The 23018-nt window shown below is 70.7% G+C and carries 25 protein-coding genes; 16 read left to right on the forward strand and 9 right to left on the reverse strand.

Annotated features, from left to right (window positions below):
- The first annotated feature begins 104 nt into the window (after positions 1 to 104).
- Both NAG42_RS42885 and NAG42_RS42890 read left to right on the forward strand, forming a co-directional pair.
- The gene (locus tag NAG42_RS42885; RefSeq protein WP_250038294.1) at positions 105 to 1916 is read left to right on the forward strand and encodes an immune inhibitor A domain-containing protein; all 1812 of its coding nucleotides are present in this window, start codon (positions 105 to 107) and stop codon (positions 1914 to 1916) included.
- A gap of 157 nt (positions 1917 to 2073) precedes the next feature.
- Positions 2074 to 2688: a DUF5753 domain-containing protein gene (locus NAG42_RS42890; RefSeq protein WP_250038295.1), complete on the forward strand. Its 615-nt coding sequence runs from the start codon at positions 2074 to 2076 to the stop codon at positions 2686 to 2688.
- Here the strand turns inward: NAG42_RS42890 and NAG42_RS42895 are convergent.
- The gene (locus NAG42_RS42895) at positions 2678 to 2899 is read right to left on the reverse strand and encodes a DUF397 domain-containing protein (protein ID WP_308201258.1); all 222 of its coding nucleotides are present in this window, start codon (positions 2897 to 2899) and stop codon (positions 2678 to 2680) included. The two genes, NAG42_RS42890 and NAG42_RS42895, sit on opposite strands and share 11 nt — an antisense overlap.
- A 283-nt stretch (positions 2900 to 3182) precedes the next feature.
- On the opposite strand from NAG42_RS42895, the gene NAG42_RS42900 reads away from it, so the two are divergent.
- Complete coding sequence (locus tag NAG42_RS42900) at positions 3183 to 4094, forward strand: helix-turn-helix domain-containing protein (protein ID WP_250038296.1); 912 nt, start codon at positions 3183 to 3185, stop codon at positions 4092 to 4094.
- Between the two features lie 2 nt (positions 4095 to 4096).
- Here the strand turns inward: NAG42_RS42900 and NAG42_RS42905 are convergent, their stop codons facing one another.
- The 3 genes from NAG42_RS42905 to NAG42_RS42915 form a co-directional block, all read right to left on the reverse strand.
- Positions 4097 to 4384, reverse strand: a complete 288-nt coding sequence (locus NAG42_RS42905) for a DUF6232 family protein (protein ID WP_250038297.1) — start codon at positions 4382 to 4384, stop codon at positions 4097 to 4099.
- Positions 4385 to 4578: 194 nt separating this feature from the next.
- Positions 4579 to 5586: a chemotaxis protein CheB gene (locus NAG42_RS42910; protein ID WP_250038298.1), complete on the reverse strand. Its 1008-nt coding sequence runs from the start codon at positions 5584 to 5586 to the stop codon at positions 4579 to 4581.
- A gap of 43 nt (positions 5587 to 5629) precedes the next feature.
- Positions 5630 to 6082 (reverse strand): hypothetical protein, encoded by a 453-nt coding sequence (locus tag NAG42_RS42915; protein ID WP_250038299.1) that lies wholly within the window; start codon positions 6080 to 6082, stop codon positions 5630 to 5632.
- A gap of 81 nt (positions 6083 to 6163) precedes the next feature.
- Here NAG42_RS42915 and NAG42_RS42920 point away from each other — a divergent pair, with 81 nt between their 5' ends.
- Positions 6164 to 7696: a beta-N-acetylhexosaminidase gene (locus NAG42_RS42920; protein ID WP_250038300.1), complete on the forward strand. Its 1533-nt coding sequence runs from the start codon at positions 6164 to 6166 to the stop codon at positions 7694 to 7696.
- 167 nt (positions 7697 to 7863) lie between these two features.
- On the forward strand, positions 7864 to 8547 hold the full coding sequence (locus NAG42_RS42925; RefSeq protein WP_250038301.1) for a DivIVA domain-containing protein: 684 nt from the start codon (positions 7864 to 7866) through the stop codon (positions 8545 to 8547).
- A gap of 9 nt (positions 8548 to 8556) precedes the next feature.
- Here the strand turns inward: NAG42_RS42925 and NAG42_RS42930 are convergent, their stop codons facing one another.
- Both NAG42_RS42930 and NAG42_RS42935 read right to left on the reverse strand, forming a co-directional pair.
- Positions 8557 to 9738, reverse strand: a complete 1182-nt coding sequence (locus tag NAG42_RS42930) for an epoxide hydrolase family protein (protein ID WP_250038302.1) — start codon at positions 9736 to 9738, stop codon at positions 8557 to 8559.
- Positions 9739 to 9849: 111 nt separating this feature from the next.
- Complete coding sequence (locus tag NAG42_RS42935) at positions 9850 to 10986, reverse strand: endonuclease (RefSeq protein WP_250038303.1); 1137 nt, start codon at positions 10984 to 10986, stop codon at positions 9850 to 9852.
- A gap of 73 nt (positions 10987 to 11059) precedes the next feature.
- On the opposite strand from NAG42_RS42935, the gene NAG42_RS42940 reads away from it, so the two are divergent.
- Positions 11060 to 11323: a DUF6412 domain-containing protein gene (locus NAG42_RS42940; protein WP_250038304.1), complete on the forward strand. Its 264-nt coding sequence runs from the start codon at positions 11060 to 11062 to the stop codon at positions 11321 to 11323.
- A gap of 52 nt (positions 11324 to 11375) precedes the next feature.
- Positions 11376 to 12158: a membrane protein insertase YidC gene (yidC, locus tag NAG42_RS42945; protein WP_250038305.1), complete on the forward strand. Its 783-nt coding sequence runs from the start codon at positions 11376 to 11378 to the stop codon at positions 12156 to 12158.
- Positions 12159 to 12167: 9 nt separating this feature from the next.
- Here yidC and NAG42_RS42950 read toward each other — a convergent pair whose 3' ends face one another.
- On the reverse strand, positions 12168 to 12377 hold the full coding sequence (locus NAG42_RS42950; RefSeq protein ID WP_250038306.1) for a dodecin: 210 nt from the start codon (positions 12375 to 12377) through the stop codon (positions 12168 to 12170).
- A gap of 306 nt (positions 12378 to 12683) precedes the next feature.
- Here NAG42_RS42950 and NAG42_RS42955 point away from each other — a divergent pair, with 306 nt between their 5' ends.
- Positions 12684 to 13931 (forward strand): reverse transcriptase family protein, encoded by a 1248-nt coding sequence (locus NAG42_RS42955; RefSeq protein WP_250038307.1) that lies wholly within the window; start codon positions 12684 to 12686, stop codon positions 13929 to 13931.
- Here the strand turns inward: NAG42_RS42955 and NAG42_RS42960 are convergent.
- Positions 13922 to 15043 carry a flavin-containing monooxygenase gene (locus NAG42_RS42960; protein WP_250038308.1) on the reverse strand — a complete coding sequence of 374 codons (1122 nt, stop codon included), beginning with the start codon at positions 15041 to 15043 and terminating at the stop codon, positions 13922 to 13924. The two genes, NAG42_RS42955 and NAG42_RS42960, sit on opposite strands and share 10 nt — an antisense overlap.
- A 127-nt stretch (positions 15044 to 15170) precedes the next feature.
- Between NAG42_RS42960 and NAG42_RS42965 the strand changes: the two genes are divergently transcribed.
- Both NAG42_RS42965 and NAG42_RS42970 read left to right on the forward strand, forming a co-directional pair.
- On the forward strand, positions 15171 to 15503 hold the full coding sequence (locus NAG42_RS42965) for a YciI family protein (RefSeq protein WP_250038309.1): 333 nt from the start codon (positions 15171 to 15173) through the stop codon (positions 15501 to 15503).
- Positions 15500 to 16720 (forward strand): RNA polymerase sigma factor, encoded by a 1221-nt coding sequence (locus tag NAG42_RS42970; protein WP_250038310.1) that lies wholly within the window; start codon positions 15500 to 15502, stop codon positions 16718 to 16720. Before NAG42_RS42965 ends, NAG42_RS42970 begins: the two co-directional genes overlap by 4 nt.
- A 2-nt stretch (positions 16721 to 16722) precedes the next feature.
- Here the strand turns inward: NAG42_RS42970 and NAG42_RS42975 are convergent, their stop codons facing one another.
- Positions 16723 to 17133, reverse strand: coding sequence for a TIGR03618 family F420-dependent PPOX class oxidoreductase (locus NAG42_RS42975; RefSeq protein ID WP_250038311.1), 411 nt, complete (start codon positions 17131 to 17133; stop codon positions 16723 to 16725).
- Between the two features lie 24 nt (positions 17134 to 17157).
- Between NAG42_RS42975 and NAG42_RS42980 the strand changes: the two genes are divergently transcribed.
- From NAG42_RS42980 to NAG42_RS43005, 6 genes are all read left to right on the forward strand, one after another.
- The gene (locus NAG42_RS42980; RefSeq protein WP_250038312.1) at positions 17158 to 17898 is read left to right on the forward strand and encodes an IclR family transcriptional regulator; all 741 of its coding nucleotides are present in this window, start codon (positions 17158 to 17160) and stop codon (positions 17896 to 17898) included.
- A 49-nt stretch (positions 17899 to 17947) separates the two neighbouring features.
- Positions 17948 to 18718 carry a 2-keto-4-pentenoate hydratase gene (locus NAG42_RS42985; protein WP_250038313.1) on the forward strand — a complete coding sequence of 257 codons (771 nt, stop codon included), beginning with the start codon at positions 17948 to 17950 and terminating at the stop codon, positions 18716 to 18718.
- Positions 18718 to 19638 (forward strand): acetaldehyde dehydrogenase (acetylating), encoded by a 921-nt coding sequence (locus NAG42_RS42990; RefSeq protein ID WP_250038314.1) that lies wholly within the window; start codon positions 18718 to 18720, stop codon positions 19636 to 19638. The genes NAG42_RS42985 and NAG42_RS42990 overlap by 1 nt, the downstream gene beginning before the upstream one ends.
- Positions 19639 to 19702: 64 nt before the next feature.
- Entirely contained in the window at positions 19703 to 20704 is a 1002-nt protein-coding gene (gene dmpG, locus NAG42_RS42995; RefSeq protein ID WP_250038315.1) for a 4-hydroxy-2-oxovalerate aldolase, read from the forward strand.
- A 20-nt stretch (positions 20705 to 20724) separates the two neighbouring features.
- Complete coding sequence (locus tag NAG42_RS43000) at positions 20725 to 22107, forward strand: S28 family serine protease (protein ID WP_250038316.1); 1383 nt, start codon at positions 20725 to 20727, stop codon at positions 22105 to 22107.
- A 120-nt stretch (positions 22108 to 22227) separates the two neighbouring features.
- Complete coding sequence (locus tag NAG42_RS43005) at positions 22228 to 22671, forward strand: NUDIX hydrolase (protein ID WP_250038317.1); 444 nt, start codon at positions 22228 to 22230, stop codon at positions 22669 to 22671.
- The last annotated feature ends 347 nt before the right edge of the window (positions 22672 to 23018 follow it).

Raw genomic sequence — 23018 nt, forward strand, 5'->3', positions numbered from 1 at the left:
GTGGACGACCCACAGTAGGTACCGGGTGCCACAGCGTGAGGTCTTGCATCGATACATAGAAAGGTATGAGATCAGCGAGACATCTCTGCAGAGGAGCACACCCCTTGAGGAAACAGAGCACCGTCGTGCTGGCCGCCGTCTCCGCGTTCGCGCTGGTGACCGGTCTCGCGGCCATGCCCGCGAGCGCCGCACCCGGCGACGTCGCGACCCGCTCGGCCGACACGGAACCAACCGCGTCGCTCGGCGAGGACAACCTGCCCCACCCGCTCGGTGAGCAGCGGGAAGCCGAGCGCACCGAGGCGCTGGCCAAGCTCATCGCCGGCACGGTGAAGAGCGAGAAGCGTACGGGTTCCGAGGTGATCAAGCTCGGCCAGGGCAAGTTCGTCGAGTACCGCAAGAAGGAGACCAAGACCGACCCGGTGCTCACCTTCCTGGTCGAGTTCGGCGACGCCACCTACCCGGCGGCCGGCGGCACACCGGGCCCGCAGCACAACAAGATCGCCGCCCCCGAGCGGACGAACGACAACACGACGATCTGGCGGTCGGACTTCAGTCCCGCTTACTACAAGGAGCTGCTGTTCGCCAAGAACAAGGAGTCGATGGCGAACTTCTACTACAAGCAGTCGGGCGGCCGCTACACGGTCGGCGGCGACGTCGCCGACTGGGTGCAGCTGCCGTTCAACGAGGCGCGGTACGGCAGCAACGAGATCGCCGAGGAGGACGGCTACTGGAACTACATCAAGGACAGCGCCGCCTCCTGGTACCAGTCGCAGGTCGCGGCGGGCAAGACGCCGGAGCAGATCAAGGCGTACCTCAAGACGTTCGACGTCTGGGACCGCGACGACCACGACAAGGACGGCGACTTCAACGAGCCGGACGGCTACATCGACCACTTCCAGGCCATCCACGCCGGTGAGGGCGAGGAGGCCGGCGGCGGCGCGCAGGGTGAGGACGCGATCTGGTCGCACCGCTGGTACGCGTTCGCCGACGACGAGGGCAGCACCGGACCCGACGGCAACCTGGCCGGGGGAGTGCCGATCGGCGACACCGGCTTCTGGATCGGCGACTACACGACCGAGCCGGAGAACGGCGGCCTCGGCGTCTTCGCCCACGAGTACGGGCACGACCTGGGCCTGCCCGACCTGTACGACACGGCCGGCGGCGACAACGGCACCGGCTTCTGGACCCTGATGTCCGGCGGTTCCTGGCTGAACCGCGGCGCCCCCACGATCGGCTCGACGCCCGGCTACATGGGCGCGTGGGAGAAGATCTTCCTCGGCTGGTCGAACTTCGTGACCGTCGATCCCGGCAAGAGCAAGTACGTGACACTGGGATCGGCCGCCAACGGACAGAGTGATCTGCTGCCCGAGGCTGTCGTGGTGCCGCTGGCCGACGGCTCCTACTACGCCGCCGAATACCGTAGCTACACCGGTTACGACGAGGTGCTCAAGACCGGGCCGTACAACTGGGGCTGGCAGGACACCCGGCCGGACTGGGCGGAGCGATTCCCGTACCAGGACGGTCTGCTCGTCTGGTATGTCAACCCGGCCGCCGGTAACAACAACACCAGCCGCCACCCCGGCACCGGTCTGACCCTGCCGGTCGACGCCCGCCCGGCGCCGATCGTCTTCCCGGACGGTGTCCTGCTCGGTAACCGGCGCCAGCCCTTCGACGCCACGTTCGGCCTGCAGAAGACCGACCCGGTGACGTTCCACCGCAACGGCACCGCCGTCTCGCTGCCGCGGCAGCCGGCCAAGCCGGTCTTCGACGACTCCGACCCGCTGGCCTACTGGAACGCGGCCAACCCGCAGAACTCGGTCAAGGTGGCCGGGGCCGGCGTCAAGCTCGAGGTGAAGACCCAGATCGCCGGCGTGGTCCCGGTGATGACGGTCAAGGTCACGCCGCCCAAGGCCTAGGTCTTCTTCCGGTACGGGTCCGCCGGACAGTCCGGGCCCGTACCGGATCGGGCCTTGTCTCCTGTACAGTTGACGCGTGAACCGGGTTATCTCCATCTGCATTGATAAAGTAGCGTTTTGCAGATTGCGGTTCGCACCCAGGCGTTAGCATCCCCAGATGGGAGAGGCAGGCATGGCCAAGATCTTCGACGTCCCGAACTCGGTCGCTTTCCGGCGGCTTCGTGAAGTGGAGAACGACGCGCGAGAGATCTTCGCCAATTCGCCCCTTTTTGTCCCGGGCCCGCTGCAGGAGCCGGACTATGCCCAGGAAGTGATCTGCGGCTTCTCCGGCCTGCCGGCCACGGATGCCGAGGTCGTGGGGCGCGTGGAGGTCCGCAGGGCGCGCCACGCCGCGTTCCTGGAGCGGCTCGAGAGCGACGCCGCGCCGCAGGTGCACGTCGTGCTCGACGAGTCGGTGTTGCGGCGCGGGGTCGCCGGGCCGGTCAAGCGCCGGCAGATCGAGCACCTCATCGAGCTCTCCCGCAAGCCGACGGTCCACATCGGCGTGATCCCGCTGGAGCACGGCCAGCACGAGGGTCTCGCCGGGCCGTTCGAGGTGCACGACCTGGCGGACGACAGCCTGGTCTTCTTCGAGGGGGCCGAGGGTGACAGCGTCCTGGAGGGCGACCCCGACCGGGTCGCCCTCTACCGGGAGATGGTCGGGCGGCTGATGAGTGTCGCCGCCACGGGTGAGGACGCGCGCACGCTGATGGCCAAGCTCATCAACGTTTGACGGGGGCCGGCTCCCCGTCCGGGGAGAGCTGATCTTCTTTCAGGTCGGCGACGAGCCCGCGGAACGCCTCGAGATCGAAGGCGAGAACGGGGCCGGAGCGGTCCTTGGAATCGCGCATCAGGACCTGGTCACCCTCCTTCTTGATCTCCACGCAGTTGCCACCGGCGCTTCTTCTGCTCGTGTGCCATCCAGGCTCGGTCGGGTCGTTCACGGTGCCTCCTGCAAACGGAACAATGGCCCATGGAGCCGAAAGGTCACGTCACATGGGCAGCGATTCGGCGCAGCGGCGCGGCCCGGCTGCGTCGGTGGCCAAACCACCACATCGGAGCTGACCAATCACTGACAGTACCTGAGATTGAGGCATTCGGATGCCCTGAATGGCCGTCGGCGGCAGTGAGGATGGCACGTCATTCCCGTGATGCGGTAGGGTTTGGCGGCTTGGGTTCGGCCACCTGCAAAATGCAGATTGAAGCCCTCGGAGGGTGGTGTGGAGCGTGCCGGAGGCATCGGATCAGTCGGGCGTGCCCGCCACGGCGCTCGGGCCGAAGGTGGCGCGCGCAAGCGTCGCGCAACGCCTCCGTGCCTTACGTGATGATGCGCGCAAGTCCGTGGCCGAGGTGGCCCGGACGATGGACTGGTCCGTCTCCAAGCTGACCAGAATTGAAAAGGGCGATGTGACGATCCAGCCCTTGGAGGTTCGCGCGTTGCTGGGCCATTACGGCGTGAATGACGAGCACGTCGTATTGGAATTGTCACGCTTGGCGCGCACGTCGCGGTCGCGCCAGTGGTACAGCCAATATCGCCTGACCGGCGCCTATGCCAGCTTCGTGGCATTCGAGAACGAGGCCTCGGTCATTCAGACCTGGCAAGTGCTCTTCATTCCCGGCCTATTGCAGATCAAGGACTATGCGCGTGCGGTCACCGCGCTCACGCTGCGGGCCGATCCGAACGACGAGCCGGTGCAGGCTCGCGTCGATCTGCGGATGGACCGGCAGCAGGCGCTTTTCGAGCGGCTGGACGGCCCGGACGGTCCACGGGTGATCGCGGTGATCGACGAGTCGGTGCTCCGGCGCCCGATCGGCGGGCGCGACGTCATGGCCCGCCAGCTCGACCACCTGCTGACACTGGCCGAGGACGGCAACAAGTTCACGTTCGGCGTGACTCCGAGCGACCTGGAGCGGCACTCGGGGATCGGCGGCTCGTTCGAGCTTCTGCGATTCGCCGGCAACAGTCACGCCGAGGTCCTGTTCGTCGAGGGCGCGGCCGGCGCCGACTCCCTTCTGGACGACCGCGCCTCGACCGAGCGGCACTCCGCTCTCTTCCAGGACCTGCTCGACTACGGGCGGACGGGCGACCGGGCCCTGCAGCTGATCCGGTCGATCCGCGACGGGATGCGCACCGGCTGAGCTCAGGGCGCCGGCCGGCGGTTGACCTCGACGGCGCGCACCACGGCTCGCCGGACCTGTTCGAAGACACGCCGGCTGTGCGAGGTGTACAGGATCGTGCGGCGGCCCTCATGCCACGCGGTCAGTTCCATCCGTCGTGGATTGCGGAAATACCGCACGTCCACGAGCGTCAGGTCACGGACCCGATAGCGGCCCTCGGGGGTCAGGATGTTGACGTTGGTGACGACGATGGCAGGACCGGGGTAGTAGACCACCTGGTCGTGCTTCGCGGTGTCCGAGCTCACTGACATAGCGACCTCCCCTAGGGGACATCGTCTGTCGTGACCCGGCTGTCAGCAACCTTCATTCCTGTCCAGGCCGTCGGCTTGGTGCTATCTGCGCATCGCTGATAAGCCTTTAAGGGAGGGTTAATGGTGTTTTGCCGCTGGCGTTTCGCGTGGTTTCAGGGCCATCGCCACTTTCCACACTGAACGCTGGCTAAGGCTCAACGGTCGAGCACGATGTCGGGGAAGTGCTTGCGGATCACTTCGGCGGCCTTGCGGATCTCGGTGGCCGCGGCCCGTTGATGGTGCTCCGCGATGCCGGGGAAGTCGCCGCTCTGCCGCTGGGCCAAGGTCTCGTAGACCGCCGCCTGCTCGTCCAGGATGCTCAGCGCCGTCCACAGTGCTTCCTCGACCTTGTCCTGCTGGGCCGCCAGCAGGCTCTGCAGCGACCAGATGTGCCCGATGTGGCACGTGTAGTGCACCACTCCGCCCGTCTCGACGACGTTCATGCCACCCGTGCAGTCGGGGCAGCTCAGGCCGGCCGGTTTGCCGGGCTGGCTCTCGGGATCGATGTGCTGGGGGTAGTTCTCGGCCATGTCGGTCTCCTTGACGAGATCGGCGTCCGGCGTGAACGAGATCGACTCGACTCTCTCGGACACGAGCGCCTGGATGCCGAACGCGATGCTTTTGGCCGGCAGCATTTCGGCGTGCGGGACGACGGCCAGGGCGGCCCGCGGCATGCTCGGGTGCAGGGCGTCGGCGGGATCCTGCACGATGCAGGCGCCGCCGGCCGCTTCCACAGCGGCCAGGCCGACCGCGCCGTCGTCCATGCTGCCGGAGAGCTGAACGGCGACGGTGCGCGGCCCGCGCCAGCGCGCGGCGCTACGGAACAACGCGTCGACCGAGGGCCGGGCGCGGTTCTGCTTCGGCGCGCCGCTGACCAGCATCTTCCCGGCCCGGACGAGCAGATGACGGCCGGGCACGGCGACGTAGATGTTGCCGGGCATCAGCGGCGCCTCATGCTCGGCGACGGTCACCGGCAGCGGACCGCAGCGGTCGAGTACGCGGACGAGGCCGCTGGAGTCGTGGGCCGCGGTGTGGATGACGATGAGAACGGCCGCGGGCAGATCGGCGGGCAGGTCGCCCACGATGCCCTGCAGCACCTCGATCGCACCGGCGGAACCGCCGATGACGACCAGATTCCGCTGATGTTCTCGGTCGTCCGTCACGACCGTGGTGCATTCCCGATCGGGGGCCGGATAAACGGGGGCCTCAGCCGGCCTGGTAGACGAGATCCATGCTGTCGGTGAACCCGGACCAGGTCAGATCGAGACGCCAGCACCCGGGTCGGGGGAGATCGACGATGGAGGGACCGGGGCCACCGGCAATCTGCTGTTCGGCCTGGTCCCCGGTGCCGTCGAGCTTCGCGGTGATGACGAGCGGGTCGCCGTCGACCGGTTGGCGGGAGACCCACAGGATCTTGTTGTTGCGGCCCGGTGAGGGCGGGCTGCTCAGGGGCGAGCCGAAAACCACGGCGAGGAGGTCGCCGTTGGCCCCGAGAACGTGCGGGACGCCGGCGCCGTCACCGCTGAAGCCGGCCCGGGCCCACTCGGGAAGGGCGTCGGTGCGCACCGGTGACCCGCAGGGGGCGGGCGGCGTCTCATTCGATGCGGTGCAGCCGGCCAGCAGCGCCAGAGCCACAGCCCCGGCCACGACGGTTCTCATGTCTCCTCGACACCGCCGAGCCTCGGGCGGGTTCCCGAAACCTTCTTCACAAATCGATGACCGCGTATGTACGGTCGGGTGATGCGGACTCGACTTGCTGCCATTCTCGCCTGTGCGTTGACGCTCAGTCTCGTCTCCGCGGCGTCGGCCCAGGCCGCTGCGGCGCCGCCGGCCGTCGCGCTGGGAAGTGTGATCCCGGCGCCGGTCGAGGTCCGGGCGCACGGGTCGGCCTTCCGGCTCACCGCCCGTACGGTCATCGAGGCCCCGCAGTCCGCGCGCGCCGTGGCCGACCGGCTGGCCGAGGCGGTGCACACCGCCACCGGCCATCGTCCGGCCATCGTCCGGCACGCTCCGGCCCACGCCCCGGCGATCACGCTCGCGGCCGGGCGCACCGCTCCGGAGGGCTACCGGCTGAGCGTCTCGCGGTCGGGCATCACGATCCGATCGGGTGGCAACGCCGGGCTCTTCAACGGCGTGCAGACGCTGCGCCAGCTGTTGCCGCTGCGCGCGCCCTTCACGGTCGCCGGCGGCGAGATCGCCGACCAGCCGCGGTTCGCCTATCGCGGCGCCTTCCTCGACCTGGCCCGCCACTTCCACACGCCGGCCGAGGTCAAGCGCTACATCGACGAGATCAGCCAGTTCAAGGTCAACTATCTGCACCTGCATCTCTCGGACGACCAGGGCTGGCGGATCCAGATCGACTCGTGGCCCCGGCTGACCAGTGTCGGCGGCGCGTCCGGCACCGGGGTCGACGGCGTGGGCGGCGGCTTCCTGACCAAGGCCGACTACCGCGAGCTGGTGCGCTACGCGGCCGCGCGGTACGTGACGATCGTGCCCGAGATCGACATGCCCGGTCACGTCAACGCCGCGCAGGTGGCCTATCCCGAGCTGACCTGTGACGGGGTCGCGCCGCCGCCCCGCACCGACACGGCGGTGGGCTACAGCTCGCTGTGCATCGGTCAGGAGACCACCTACCGCTTCGTCGAGGACGTCATCCGGGAGCTGGCCGCGCTGACCCCGGGGCCGTTCCTCCACATCGGCGGCGACGAGGCCCACGCCACCAGCGAGGCCGACTACATCGCTTTCCAGCAGCGGGTCATCCCGCTGGTCGCCAAGTACGGCAAGCAGGCGTACGGGTGGAACGAGATCACCAAGGCGCCGGCCAGTCACACGGCGGTGGCCCAGAACTGGAGCAGCAGCACGACCAACCCGACCCTGGCCGCCGCCGTCGCGGCCGGCACCAAGGTGATCATGTCACCGGCCAACCTCACCTATCTCGACATGAAGTACGACCCGTCGACCCGGCTGGGGTTGAGCTGGGCGGGCTACATCGAGGTCCGGACCGCGTACGACTGGGACCCCGGCACCCACGTGACCGGTGTGCCGGAGAGCGCCGTCCTGGGCGTCGAGGCCCCGCTGTGGTCCGAGACGTTGCGCAGCATCGAGGACATCGAGTTCATGGCGTTCCCGCGCCTGGCCGCGATCGCCGAGCTCGGCTGGTCCCCGTCCCGCGACTGGGAGTCGTTCCGGACCAGGCTCGGCGCCTACGGCCCCCGCTGGACCGCCCGCGGTGTCGGCTTCTACCCCTCCCCGCAGATCGACTGGACGAGCTGATACACCACCAGTAACGGGTCCAGCACGGCCCGTCGGTCGGCGGCGGGTGCTGCGCACGGCGCGTACAGTGGGCTTGCTCCAGCACTTCGCCCAGCGACGACGGGCGGCAGCCGGGCCCCGACCGCAGACCGTCCGATCGCGCCCACCAGGGCGACCCGAGGAGCACGATGCGCCTGACACCAGCCGACATCCACAACACAGAGTTCGGGAAGGCCTCTCTCGGCCGGCGTGGCTACGACGAGGACGACGTCGACATGCTCCTGGACGACGTCACCCACGAGATGATCCGGCTGCTGGAGGAGAACGAGGCGCTGCGCAGCAACATCGGCGCCGCGCAGCCGATGGAAACGGCGATCATCCCGCTCGGCCCGACCGCAGCCGAGCTGTCCGCGGCGACCGCCGAGCTCCACCGCGCCCAGCAGGCCTGCGACCGGGCCCGGCGCAACGCCGGTCTCACCCGCCGTCAGCTCGACGAGGCCCACCGGAGCGCCGCCACCCCGAAACCGGTTCGCGACGAGGTGCCGATGGGGCCGGTCCTGGCGACGGTGCAGCGAACCGCCGACACCTATGTGCGCGAGGCCCAGGAGAAGTCCCGGCAGCTGCTCGACGAGGCCCACGAGCGGGCCGGCCGCACGCTCGACGACGCCCGGCGCACGGTCGACGCCATCGACCAGAAGTCGCACCGCCACCAGGACGAGTCCGCCGCCGACCTGGCCGCCGGGCAGGCGGACGCCGTGCGCGACATCGACGAGCTGACCCGATTCGCCGCGGACTACCACGCCGCGCTGGAACGCCACCTGCACCGCCAGGGGCAACTCATCAACGGCACGAGCGGCCCAGCCGGGGAGTGAGTTGCCGGCTCACGCCCTCAGCGGGCGGAAGGCGGCCCGCACCTCCTGGGCGAACAGCTCCGGCTCCTCCCAGGCCGCGAAGTGCCCGCCCCGGTCGGCCTCGTTGAAGTAGGCCAGGCCGGGATAGACCGACTCGACCCAGCTGCGGGGCGCGGCCCAGATCTCGTCGGGGAAGGTCGTGAAGGCCACCGGCACCCGCACCGGTGGGGGAGCGTGGCCGGAGGCGCCGGCCGCGGCCAGGAAGCGGCCGAACTCCCAATACCAGCGGGCGGCCGAGGCCCCGGTGCCGGTCAGCCAGTACAGCGTGATGTTGTCGACGATGCTCTCGCGGGTGAGCCCGCCACTCGGCTGCTTGTCGACGAAGGCCCCGGCCATCTTGTAGTAGCTGTCGGTGTCGTGGTCGAGCATCCACGCGGCCAATCCGACCGGGGAGTCCAGCAGCGAGTAGCCGATCGTCTGCGGCCGGGTCGACTGCTCCAGGAAGTAGCCGAAGCCGTCGGTGGTGAACGCGGCCAGCTTGTCGTGCGCCACCCGCTCCGGCCCGGACTGCGCGGGCAGCTTGTCCTTGATGCCGATCGCCCCGGCCAGCAGGTTGACGTGGATGCCCAGCAAGCCGTCGGGAGCCAGCCGGCCCATCGCGTCGGTGACCGCGGCTCCGACATCGCCACCCTGGGCGACGTAGCGCGAATACCCCAGGCGGCTCATCAGCTCGCCCCACGCGCGGGCGATGCGGCCGTTCTCCCAGCCCAGCTCGGTCGGCGTGGCCGAGAGACCGTAGCCGGGCAGCGACGGGATGACCAGGTGGAACGCATCCTCGGCCCGGGCCGGGTCGGTGAGCGGGCCGACCGCGCCGAGCAGCTCGACGACCGAGCCCGGCCAGCCGTGCGTCATGATCAGCGGGAGGGCGCCCTCGTGCCGCGACCGCACGTGGAGGTAGTGGATGTCGACGCCGTCGATCTCGATCGTGAACTGTGGCAGGGCGTTGAGCCGGGTCTCGAACGCGCGCCAGTCGTGGTCGTCGGTCCAGAAGCGGGCCAGCTCCTGAACCGTCTCCAGCTGCACGCCCTGGGAGCGGTCGGGCACCAGCTCGCGGCCGGGCCAGCGGGTCGCCGCGACCCGGCGGTGCAGATCGTCGATCTTCTCGTCCGGGATGTCGAGCCGGAACGGGCGGAGGTAATTGTCATCGGACATGTTTCCCCCAACGGGGCGAATCGGATGGGCGGACGCCGGTGATGGTCCGCGCACCGCGGCGCCCGCGCCTCACCCGGGCGGGATGACGACAAACCCGCCCGGGACGGGACCTCAGCCGAAGACCGATGACGCCCATTCGGGGTGGTCGATGAACGGGTTGCGGTTGTGCTGGTAGCTCGCGTAGATGACCTGGTTGCGGTTGCGCTCGAAGGCGTCCGGCGGGTCCTGGGCACTCCACTGCAGCAGCGCCGAGACCCGGCCGATGCGCGGAGCCGTGCCGCTGCCGGTGGCGTTGTCGACCTCGAGGTCGGGCCAGGAGTCGCCGCCCTCGTACCGGACCGCCATGTAGAAGATCATGCGGGCCACGTCGCCCTTGACGGCGTTGCGCGGCTCCCACGAGTCACCGTCGGTGAAGTTGCCGGGCGCGCTCGCCACCGCCGAGCCGCCGTTGTCGAAGTCCTTGTTGTCGCGCAGTGAGTTGACCCCCACGTCCTCGGGACGCAGGTGGTGCAGGTCGGTGCCGGGGCCAGCGCTGGTGCCGAAGTCGCCGTGCGACTTGGCCCAGACGTGCTCGCGGTTCCAGTTGCCGCTGTTGCCGCCGTTGAGCGTCTTGGACCGGCTCGTGCCCGAGTACAGCAGGATGACGTTGGCCGAGTTCGACGGATCCTGGTCGGTGGCCTTCAGCGCGTTCCACACCGCGTCGTACGACAGGGTGGTCACGCCCCGCGAGATGATCGTGTGCAGCGCGGTCTTGAGCTGCTCACCGCTCTTGCCGGCCGCGGCCGCGTAGTAGTCGGACGACGGCGGTGGCGTGGTGGGCACGGTGGTCGGCGGCGTCGTGCCCCCGGCCGTCATCGCGGTCGGCGACTTGAGGCCCGGATGGGTGAAGTAGGCGGTCAGCGTGCCGGTGACGGTGATCGGGTCGCCGAGCAGGCCGGGGTTGGTGCGCAGCCCGAACGACGACCGGTACGAGCTGGTCACCTGCACGTAGAGCATCCGGCCGGTGGCCGTCTCGCCGCTGCTGTCGGCCAGGGCGATCGCCGTGTCGCCGGTGAAGGTGCTGGTCCGGACCGTGGAGGTGGCGGTCGGCTCGCCCACGACGTAGCCGCGGACCGTGCCCGTGCCGCTCTGGCCGCTGATCGCCTGGGCGACCGTCAGCGTGGCCGCGGCCGAGCTGGAGGGAGCCCGCACGAGGGTGATCGTGAGGGCGAGGAGCGCGACAGCGGAGATCGCTACACGTCGATACATGGGGATCAGCATAGGAAGCCGGAGGTGAATGAGGTCCATATCGGCCTTGTCATACGGATGTACCTTGGTCGGCATGACGTGGCTCGACGCGATCTGGTTCCTGGTCAGCATGCTGACCGAGGCCGGGCCGTCCGGGCTCACCGGCCTGGTGCTGATCGCCGTCCTGGCGGCCGGGCTGATGCTCGTCGTCCGTCGTGGCCCGGCCCGCGCGGAGTCCGCCGGCCGCGGCTTCAAGCAGCGAGCCGACCGGGCCGGCGTGCCCCGTCATCGCGACCCCGACGCCCCGGGCCGGACCCGCCCGAGAGGACCCACCGCGCGGCCCGTGGCGGCCGCCTGACCTCAGCACGGCCGTCGATGCAGCCTGTCCGCCCGCATCGAAGGGTCCCGTCGTGTCCATTTTCTACTCCGGCATCTCCGCGCTTCTTCTCTTCTGGCAGTCCGTCTGGGAGGCCCTGGTGGGCGCCCCCGAATCGCTGGGCACCCACTGGTCGTGGGTGCTCGGCATCGTCTTCCTCGTGGTGACCGTCCGGGTGGCTCTGCTGCCCCTCTACGTCCGGCAATACCGCTCACAGCGGGCGATGCAGCGTCTGCAACCCGAGATCCGGGCCCTGCGCGACAAGCACCAGGGTGACACGGTGGCGCTCGGCACCGCCGTGAGCGCGGTCTACCGACGGGAGCGGGTCAGCCCGTACGCGAGCTTTGTGCCTTTGATCGTGCAGATCCCCGTGTTCCTGGCGCTGTTCCACGTGCTGCGCCACCTGCGGCCGACGATCACCGACCCGGCCACCCAGACGCTCTACGGCTGGACGGCCGCGCAGTTCCACGACGCCTCGCACGCGTTGCTGCTGGGCGCGCCGCTCGCCTCCAGCTTCAGTGGCGGTGGCGCCGCCATGGTCGTGGCCGGCGTGCTGATCGCGGCCATGGTGGCGACCACGTTCCTGACCACCCGGCTGTCGATGGCCGGCAGCCCGCCGGCCGACGATCCGATGCAGCGTCTGGTCCGGCGCCTGATGACCTACGGCGTTCCGGTCTCCCTGCTGATCTCGGGCGTCATCCTGCCGATCGGCGTCATCCTCTACTGGACGACGCAGAACCTCTTCGCCCTGGGTCAGCAGGCGTGGCTCGCGCGCAGGCATCCACCGATCGAAGCGGAGCCGTTGCCGGCGGTCTGAGCGCCGCCCTCAGTCCTCGACCCGGAAGCCGATCTTCAGCCGGACCTGGTAGTGGGCGACATCGCCGTCGACCACCTGGCCGCGGATCTCCTGCGCCTCGAACCACTCGATGTTCCGTACGGTCTGGGACGCTTTTTTGACAGCCGTGCGGATGGCGTCGTCGATGCTGGTCGGACTGCTTCCGACGACCTCGCTGAGCCGGTAGACGTGATTTGTCATGACAGCCTCCTCGGTTCGGGATCTCCCGCTCACTCAACCAGACCCTCGGGGCGAGCGGGAGATCCTCGGGGAGCCGGCCTCGCCTATGCTGACCGGGTGGCAGCGTGTCCTGAGCTGGCCGTCGTCCGCCGCTGGCCGGTGGCGAGGGCTCTTCGGGGCAACCCCGAGGACGTTTGATTGAGTACCGCAGCGCATCGCCGGCGCGTCGCAGCGCTTCGCGCGGACCAGCGCAGGCACGACCGGGATTCGTCGGGGCACGCTGCCACCCACGGGTGGTATGAGCCGCGCCGTCAAGCGCCGTCGCGGGTGGCCGGGGCGCTGGCCGACGCCCTGCTCACCACCGGCTGGCAGCCCGGCGAGATGGTCGCGGCGATCCGGTCGGTGGCCGGGGGCGGCCCGGCGTGGGCCCGGCGTCTGGTCGACGAGGTGCTGCTGGCCTATCCGCGGGCACCGGCCGACCGGCCCCGCGAGCTGCGCCGGTTCCTGGCCGAGGGGGCCCGCACGGCGGTGCGGCGAACCGTCATCCGGCATCGGCTCGTGGTGCCCGCTCGGGTCGTCCGGATGCGGTGGGACGCGCCCGGGCTCGGTGACCTGGGTGAGCTGGCCGCGTTCCTCGGGGTCGACGGTGACGCGCTCGACTGGTTCGCCGACCGCCGCGAGATCAACCGGCACGCGCGCGACGAACGGCTGCGCCACTACCGGTACGGGTGGCGGCCGCACCGCCTGATCGAGGCTCCGAAACCGCGCCTGCGCGACCTGCAGCGCCTGGTGCTCGACCAGATCCTGGCCCGGGTGCCGGTGCACGAGCACGTCCACGGTTTTGTGCCGGGCCGGGGCACCCACACGTTCGCCCGCGTCCACGCCGGCCACGACGTCCTGGTGAGCCTGGACCTGCGCGCCTTCTTCTCCAGCATCACGGCGGCGCGGATCTACGGGCTGTTCCGGGGCATCGGCTATCCCGAACCCGTCGCGCACGCGCTGACCGCGCTGACCACCACCCGCACACCGGCCCACGTCCTGCGCGCTGCGCCCGGCCCGCACCTCGCCGCGCTGCTGCGCCGGCCCCATCTGCCGCAGGGCGCGCCGACGTCACCCGCGCTGGCCAACCTGTGTGCGTTCCGGCTCGACCGGCGGCTGAGCGGGCTGGCCGGGCGCTTCGGCCTGGCCTACGGGCGGTACGCCGACGATCTGGCCTTCTCGGGCTCGCTCGATCCCCAGCGGGTCGATCTGCTGGTCACGCTGGCCGGCCGGATCGTGGCCGAGGAGGGGTTCCGGATCCACCCGGGCAAGATCCGGATCCGGCGCCGGTCGCAGCGGCAGTCCCTGACCGGTCTGGTCGTCAACGAGCGGCCCGCCGTGCCGCGGGAGGAATACGACCGGCTGCGGGCGATCCTGCACAACGCGGCCACCCACGGGCTGGCTGAGGCCAACCGGGACGGCCACGCCGATTTCGCCGCCCATCTGGCCGGCCGGGTCGCCTGGATGGCCCACCGCCACCCGTCCCGCGCGGTCAAGCTGCACCGGCTGCTCGAGCAGGCGACGGGTCAGGACTGAGCGGCGCTGACCGCCCGGGCCACCCGCCGCGACTCGAGCGCCGCCTGCCGCAGCATGCCGCCCAGCGTGACGTCGTAGCCCACGAAATAGAGACCCGGCCGGGCCGGTGCGCCGCCGTGCACCCGGGGCACGCCGGTCTCGTCGAACAGCGCCGGGTCGTCGAACAGCTCGCGCAGACCGGTGCCGTAACCGGTGGCCGCGACGACCACGTCGGGCTCGACGGTCGTGCCGTCGGCCAGCTCGACCGCCGTCTCGGTGAAGCCGCGCACGGCAGCGACCGGCAGCACCCGCCGGGCCACGACGTCACGGACGATGCCGACGTCCTGCAGCGGCACGTAGCGGTGGGTGCGCAGGCGGGTCTTGAGCCCCTCGGCCGGGCGGTCGATGCCGAACGGCCGCAGGTCGGGCGTGTCGAAGCGGGCCATCGTGGCGGCCATCGCGTTGAAGACCCGCTCGGGTAGCCGGCCCAGCAGCAGACCATTCATCTGCGCGGGCCAGCCCGCTGTCGTGCGGCGCACGATGTGCGGTGGGGTCCGGATGGCCAGGCGCACCGACGCGGCACCGCCCTCGGCCAGGTCGGTGGCGATCTCGGCGCCGCTGTTGCCGGGGCCGACGACCAGCACGTCACGGCCGCGGAAGGGCTCGGCGTTGCGGTAGGCGGCCGAGTGGATCAGCGTGCCGCCCCAGGAGTCCAGCCCGGGCCACGCCGGCACCACCGGCGTGTGCAGATAACCGGTGGCGACGATCAGGACCCGGGCCGGTTGCTCGGAACCGCCCTCGAGCCGCAGCGACCAGCCGCCGGCGGCGGGCTCGATGTGCCGCACGGTCGTGCCGGTGCGCACGTCGAGGTGGAACCGGGACGCATACGCCTCCAGATAGCGCACCAGATCGTCGCGCCGGACCCATCGGCCGTAATCACGGGGGATCGCCAGGCCGGGGAGCCCGGACAACCGCCGGACGGTGTGCAGGCGCAGCCGGTCGTAGCGCCCGCGCCAGCTGGTGGCCACCCCCGGGCCGCGCTCGAGGACGACCGGGTCGAGGCCGCGCGCCTTGAGCTGAGCCGCCACGGCGAGCCCCGCCGCCCCGGCGCCGAGCACAGTCACGTCTGGCATGCGCAGAAGTTAGCGGATGCCTCCGACAGAATATCGGCGGGGCGTGTCGGATCGGGCCGGTCGCCTTCGTGGACACGGTGAGGCGGTCCGGGAACGCGGCCGCGTGACGACAGGAGCGCGATCGACGATGGCCCAGTATCTGTTTTCCGTGCTCGACGACAAGTCCAACTCCGGCACCGACGAGGAGATGGTGGCGATCCACGCCTTCAACAAGCAGTTGCAGGCCGACGGCCACTGGGTCTTCGCCGGGGGCCTGGCGTCGCCCGCCACCGCCACCGTGGTCGACGGGCGGGACGGCCCGCCGGTCTTCACCGACGGGCCCTACCTGGAGTCCAAGGAGTTCATGGCCGGCTTCTGGGTCATCGAGGCGGCCGATCTGGACGTGGCCCTGCGGATCGCCGCCGGGGCGTCGAAGGCCTGCAACCGCCGGCTCGAGATCCGCCCGTTCCTCGGCCGGTGACCGACGCCGGCGAGGCGATCGCCCGGGCCCACCGCGAGGAATGGGCCCGGGTGGTCGCCACCCTGTGCCGGCGCTTCGGCGATCTGGACATCGCCGAGGAGATGGCGGCCGAGGCGTTCGCGACCGCCGTCGAGCGCTGGCCGGCCGACGGCGTCCCGCCCAACCCCGGCGGCTGGCTCACCACCACCGCCCACCGCAAGGCCGTCGACCGGCTCCGGCGCGAGGCCCGGCGCGACGACAAGCACCGGGAGGCCCTGATGCTGTCCGACACCGCCGAGCCGCTCGGCGCCATCGACGACGACCGGCTCCGGCTGATCTTCACCTGCTGCCACCCCGCCCTGGCGATCCAGACCCGGGTCGCGCTGACCCTGCGGATGGTCGGCGGGCTGACCGTGCCCGAGATCGCCCGGGCCTTCCTGGCGCAGGAGCCGGCCATGGGCCGGCGGATCACCCGGGCCAAGGAGAAGATCAAGGCAGCCCGGATCCCCTACCGCGTGCCGGCCCGGGAGGATCTGCCCGAGCGGGTCACCGGGGTGCTGGCCGTGCTGTTCCTGATCTTCAACGAGGGCTACCTGGCCTCCGACCCGGGGAGACCGGCGGTCCGGGCCGACCTGACCGCCGAGGCCATCCGGCTGACCCGGCTGGTGCTGGCCCTGATGCCGGCCGACGGCGAGGTCGCCGGGCTGCTGGCGCTGATGCTGCTGACCGAGGCCCGCCGGCCGGCCCGGGTGTCGGCGAGCGGTGAGCTGGTCGCCCTGGGCGACCAGGACCGGGGCGCGTGGGACCGCGAGCTGATCGCCGAGGGTCACGCCCTGGTCCGTACGCGTCTCGCCTCCGGCCAGGCGCCGGGGCGCTACCAGATCCTGGCCGCCGTCAACGCCGTGCACACCGACGCTCCCGACGTCCGCGACACCGACTGGTCGCAGGTCCTCGCGCTCTACGACCAGCTGATCGTCCTCGACCCGTCACCGATCGTCCGGCTCAACCGGGCCATCGCGGTGGCCGAGCTCGACGGCCCCCAGGTGGCGCTGGCCCAGATCGACGCCCTGCCGCTGGACGGATACCACGCCTTCCACGCCACCCGGGCCGACCTGCTGCGCCGGCTGGGCCGCAGTGCGCAGTCACGGGCGGCCTACGACCGGGCGATCGAGCTGACCGGCAACACCGCCGAGCTCGCCTGTCTGAGGCACCGCCGCGACCAGCTGGCCGGGGCCTGAACTCACTCGTCGCGCAGGGCGCCCCAGACGTGCCACTTGGTGATCTCGACGTGGGCCGTCACGCGGGGGCTCTCCCGGTTGGGGTACGGGTTGCCGCCGTAGTGGATCGAGAGGCGGTCGATGTCGCGCAGGCCCTCGTCGGGGACGATGGAGACCACACGGCCCTGCAGGCTCACGTGGGTGTACCAGTTGTCCTTGTCGAGCACGGTCAGCGAGATCCGCGGGTCGTTCTCCATGTGCTTGATGCGCGCCCGGGTGGCGTCCAGCCCGAGCATGATGCGGCCGTCGTCCTCGAGCAGATACCAGGTGGCCACGCTGACCGGCCGGCCGTCGGCGGCGAGGGTGGCCATCACCGCGGGGTTGGGCTGGAGCAGCATCTCGCGGACGCGCTGCGGTAGGGGAGTGTCAGACATACCGGGAAGCCTAGGCTCTGAGGAATGACCGTGATCGCGAAGGTGTCCGCGATCCTGGACGCCTTCACCGCCGACGACCGGGGGATCGGTTTCGCCGAGTTGCGGCGGCGCACCGGGCTGGCCAAGGCGACGCTGCACCGGCTGACCGGCGAGATGGTCGACGCGCGGCTGCTCGACCGGGTCGACGGCAAGTTCCACCTCAGCGGGCACCTGTTCGCGCTGGGCATGCGGGCCTCGGTCGAGCGCAGCCTGCTCGAGGTGGCCACCCCGTTCCTCGAGGACCTCTACGAACGGACGCATGAGACCGTGCACCTCGGGCTGCGGGAGGGCACCGAGGTCGTCTACGTGGCCAAGATCGGCGGCCACCGGCAGGCCCGGGCGCCGTCCCGGCTCGGTGGGCGGATGCCGCTGCACGCGACCGCGATCGGCAAGGCGCTGCTGGCGTTCGCGCCCGATCCCGTACGGGCCGAGGTGCTCGCGGCGCCGCTGGCCCGCCTGGCCCCGCGGACCGTCACGTCGGCTCTCATCCTCGGCCGCCAGCTCGACGAGGCGGCCTCGACCCGGGTGACCTTCGAGGCCGAGGAGTCCTCGGTCGGGATCGTCTGTGTCGGCGCGCCCGTGCTCGACGGCGACGACCTGGCCATCGCCGCGGTCAGCGTGGCCGGCCCGGCCACCCGGTTCCGCCCGCAGCAACACGCCGTCTCGGTGAAAGCGGCCGCGGCCGGGATCGCGGCCACCCTGGCCCGCCGGGAAAGTTCCGCCTAGCGGAACCGTTCGGTAGGCCCCGGCCGCCCGGATCAGGCATCGTCACGGCATGACCACACCCGCGGCGCAACGCCTGCTCGACGCTGCACGCAACCGGACGCCCTGCGCGCCCGTCCGCGACCTCATCGGCTCCGGCGACATCGCCGCCGCGTACGCCGTCCAGAAGGAGCTCACGGACCTGCGGCTGCGCACCGCGCGGGTCGTCGGGCACAAGATCGGCCTGACCTCGCCCGCCGTGCAGAAGCAGCTCGGGGTCGACCAGCCCGACTTCGGGGTGCTCTTCGACGACATGGACGTCAGCGCGCTCGACCCGGTGCCGGTGGCCGGCCTGCTGCAGCCGCGGATCGAGGCCGAGATCGCCTTCCTGCTGCGCGCCGACCTGGACGGCGACTTCACGCCGGCCGACGTCCGGCAGGCGGTCGGCACCATGGCGCCCGCGCTCGAGATCGTCGACAGCCGCATCGCCGGCTGGGACATCACCATCGCCGACACGATCGCCGACAACGCCTCCAGCGCGCTGTTCGTGCTGGGCGCCGAGCGGGTGCGGCTCGATCAGCAGGCGCCGGTGGACGTCCAGATGGAGATGAGCGTGGACGGTGCGGTCGTCTCCAAGGGCTCGGGTGCCGCCTGCCTGGGCGACCCGCTGGCCGCGCTGGCCTGGCTGGCCACCGCCGCCCGCGACCTGGGTGATCCGCTGCGGGCCGGGCAGGTGGTGCTCTCTGGTGCGCTCGGCCCGATGGTGCCGGTCGTGCCGGGCATGCGGGTGACCGCCACGCTGACCGGCCTGGGCACGGTCTCCACCCGTTTCGGGGAGGTCTGATGCGCACCAAGGTGGCGGTGATCGGCTCGGGCAACATCGGCACCGACCTAATGATCAAAATCCTGCGGGTGTCGGCGACGCTGGAGATCGTGGCGATGGCCGGCATCGACCCGGCCTCGGACGGGCTCGCCCGGGCCGCACGGCTGGGGGTCGCCACCACCGCCGAGGGCGTCGACGGGCTCATCGCCCTGCCGGGTTTCGACGACATCGCGATCGTCTTCGACGCCACCTCGGCCGGTGCCCATGTCGCCAACGCGGCCAAGCTCGCGCCGTACGGGAAGATGCTGATCGATCTGACGCCGGCCGCCCTCGGGCCGTTCGTGGTGCCCGCGGTCGGCCTCGACCTCAACCCCGGGGTGCGCAACATCAACATGGTCACCTGCGGGGGGCAGGCCACGATCCCGATCGTCGCCGCCATCTCGCGGGTCGCCCCGGTCCCGTACGCCGAGATCGTCGCCTCCATCGCGTCGAAGTCCGCCGGACCGGGCACCCGGGCCAACATCGACGAGTTCACCGAGACCACCGCGCACGCCATCGAGAAGGTGGGCGGGGCCGGCCGGGGCAAGGCGCTGATCGTGCTCAACCCGGCCGACCCGCCGCTGATCATGCGGGACACCGTGCTGTGCCTGGTCGACGCGCCGGCACCGGGGACCCGCGCGGCGATCACGGCCTCGATCGAGGAGATGGTGAAGGTGGTCGCGGGTTACGTGCCCGGTTACCGGCTCAAGCAGCAGGTGCAGATCACCCCGATCCCCGACGGGCAGCCGGTGCACACCCTGGCCGGTGCGGCGGCGGTGACCCATCAGGTGTCGGTGTTCCTGGAGGTCGAGGGAGCGGCGCACTACCTGCCGGCGTACGCCGGGAATCTCGACATCATGACGTCGGCGGCCATTGCCGCGGCGGAGAGGATCTCGGCATGATCGACTGCACCGGAGTCAACGGAGTGTCCGTAGGGCCAGGAGAGCATGCCCGGCAGGCCCAGCGATGACGCGGGTCTTTGTGCAGGATGTGACTCTGCGGGACGGCATGCACGCCGTGCGGCACCGCATGGAGCTCGACTCGGTGGCCAAGATCGTGGGCGCGCTCGACGCCGCCGGGGTCGACGGCATCGAGGTGGCGCACGGCGACGGGCTGGCCGGCGGCAGCCTGAACTACGGGCCAGGCTCGCACACCGACTGGGAGTGGATCGAGGTCGCGGCGGCCAACATCTCGCGGGCCCGGCTGACCACGCTGCTGCTGCCCGGCATCGGCACCATCGCCGAGCTCAAACAGGCGTACGCCCTGGGGGTGCGCTCGGTCCGGATCGCCACCCACTGCACCGAGGCCGACGTGTCGGCGCAGCACATCGAGACCGCGCGCTCGCTGGGCATGGACGTCTCGGGCTTCCTGATGATGAGCCACCTGGCCCCGCCCGAGGTGCTGGCCGGGCAGGCCAAGCTCATGGAGTCCTACGGCGCGCACTGCGTCTATGTCACCGACTCGGGCGGCCGGCTGATGATGGACGGCGTCCGCGATCGGATCCGGGCCTACCGCGACGTGCTCGACCCGGCCACCGAGCTCGGCATCCACGCGCACGAGAACCTGTCGCTGTCGGTGGCCAACTCGATGGTCGCCGTCGAGGAGGGGGTCTACCGCGTCGACGCCTCGCTGGCCGGTCAGGGCGCGGGCGCGGGGAACTGCCCGATCGAGCCGTTCATCGCCGTGGCCAACCTGCGCGGCTGGGAGCACGGCTGCGATCTGTTCGCACTGCAGGACGCGGCCGAGGATCTCGTACGGCCGTTGCAGGACCGCCCGGTGCGGGTCGACCGCGAGACGCTGACGCTGGGCTACGCGGGCGTCTACAGCTCGTTCCTGCGTCACGCCGAGGCGGCCGCCGCCCGGTACGGCGTGGACGTGCGCACCATCCTCGTCGAGGTGGGCCGGCGGGGCCTGGTCGGTGGGCAGGAGGACCTGATCGTCGACATCGCGCTCGATCTGAGGACTTGACGTCCCATTAGTATGTGTCAATGCGCCGACTGTTCACGGTTCTCGGTTCCGTGCTCGCTCTGCTGTTGCCCGCTCTGGTTGTCGCGGCGCCCGCCACGGCGGCCGACGACCTGCTGGACCGTCTGACGGCGATCCCCGGCCTGACCGTCGTGTCGCGGAGCGAGCCGACCGGCTACCGGTTCTTCGTGCTCACCTACCGCCAGCCGATCGACCACAAGCATCCCGGCCAGGGCACGTACGAGCAACGGCTGACCCTGCTGCACCGGTCGCTCGACGCGCCGGTCGTGCTGGCCACCAGCGGCTACGGGCTCGCGGCCACCCCCGGCCCCGGACGCACCGAACCGACCCGGCTGCTCGACGCCAACCAGGTCTCGGTCGAGCACCGCTTCTTCACGCCGTCGCGGCCCAGCCCGGCCGACTGGTCCGACCTGACGATCTGGCAGGAGGCCAGTGACGAGCACCGGATCGTGCGGGCGCTGAAAAGCATCTACTCCACGAAGTGGATCCAGACCGGTGCCAGCAAGGGCGGCATGACGTCGGTCTACCACCGGCGCTTCTATCCGAACGACATCGACGGCGTGGTGGCCTATGTGGCGCCCAACGACTCGCTCAACGACCTCGACGGCGCGTACGACCGCTTCTTCGACACGGTCGGGGATGCGGCCTGCCGCGGGGCGCTCGACGGCGTACAGAAGGAAGCGCTGAAGCGTCGCGACCGCCTCGTGCCCCGCCTGGCGGCGCAAGCCGCCGCCAACGGCTGGACCTTCACCGGCACGATCGGGACGGCCGACCGCTCGTTCGAGATGACCGTGCTCGACACGGTGTGGGCGTTCTGGCAATACAGCTCGGCCGCCGACTGCTCGCAGGTGCCGTCGTCGAGCGCCACCGACGACGAGCTGTACGACTGGATCGACGGGGTGACCGGCTGGTCGTTCTACACCGACCAGGGCCTGGAGTTCTACTGGCCGTACTACTACCAGGCGGCGACCCAGCTCGGCTGGCCGTCGCTGCGCTTCGAGCACCTGCGCGGCCTGCGGCATCATCCGGGTCTCTACACGGCCAACTCGTCGCTGCCGCCGGAACTGCGCCGCCCGCACAACCCGCTGCCGATGATCGACGTCGACCTCTGGGTGCGCACGCTGTCGCAGCGCATGATGTTCGTCTACGGCCAGAACGACCCCTGGGGTGCCGAGCGCTTCACCCCGAGCCGCCGCGACTCGGCGCTGTATGTGGCCCCGGGCGCCAACCACGGCGCCAACATCTCCCGCCTGACCGCCGCCGACGCGGCCGAGGCCACCGCCACCCTGCGCCGCTGGGCGGGCGTGCCGGCCACGACGCTGACCCAGCGGCCGGCGGCCGACCTGCCCTTCGACGACATGCTCGACCCGCGGCGCCGCCCGTAACCGGCCGCCGCCCCGCAGTACTTCTCGCCTCGGGCCGGTTCCGTAGAGTGCCGCCGTGACTGATCATCGGCCTGGTTGTTCGTGTTGTGGCGCCCCGCTGCGATGACGTACGTCAGTGAGATGCGCGATCTGGTGGGGCACCGGCCGTTGCTGCTCGCCGCGGCCGGGGTCATCGTGGTCGGCGAATCGGGTCGGTGGCTGCTCCAGCGGCGCGCCGACGACGGTCGGTGGGGACTCATCGGTGGGGCCCTGGAGCTGGGGGAGTCCTTCGAGGACGGTGCCCGCCGCGAGCTGTTCGAGGAGAGTGGCCTGGTCGCCGGGTCGCTGCGTCAACTCGACGTGTACTCGGGTCCGGAGTTCCAGGTCACCTATCCCAACGGGGACCACGCGTACGTCGTGGGAGTGACCTTCCTGGCCGGCCGCGTGTCCGGCACTGCTGTAGCCGACGGGGTCGAAGGGGTCGAGCTGGGGTGGTTCAGGCCGGAGCGTCTCCCCGTTCTCAGTGGGTACAACGAGGTGCTGACGAACCGGGCCCGAGCGTCACTCGCCGGCCCGGAGAGGTGACGGCCGGCCCGAGGTGCATCAGCGTCGCCGTCGGCTGCTCGAACCCGATGCCAGCCGGCGCGGCTTGCGCCGTGACGTTTTTCGGTTGCTCCCACCGTGATCTGGCGGTCGAGCAGCAGCTGTATGACGCCGACCGCGTACGCGCTCAGGACGTGACCGAACGAGGCCGCGGCCACCGCTGGTATGCGATTCAGATACCGGTGCCCACCACCCGTCCCTGAGAGAGTGTTGGGTTACCTGGTGACTACTCCGGGTCTTGGTTGAGTTCGTCTTGAAGACGTCGGGCCGCTTCGGTTTCGATGGGGCCTTGCGGTTCGATGTCTTCGCCGGCCAGGCGGGCGGCCATC

The organism is Paractinoplanes maris, from assembly GCF_023544465.1.
GTDB classification, from domain to species: domain Bacteria; phylum Actinomycetota; class Actinomycetes; order Mycobacteriales; family Micromonosporaceae; genus Actinoplanes; species Actinoplanes maris.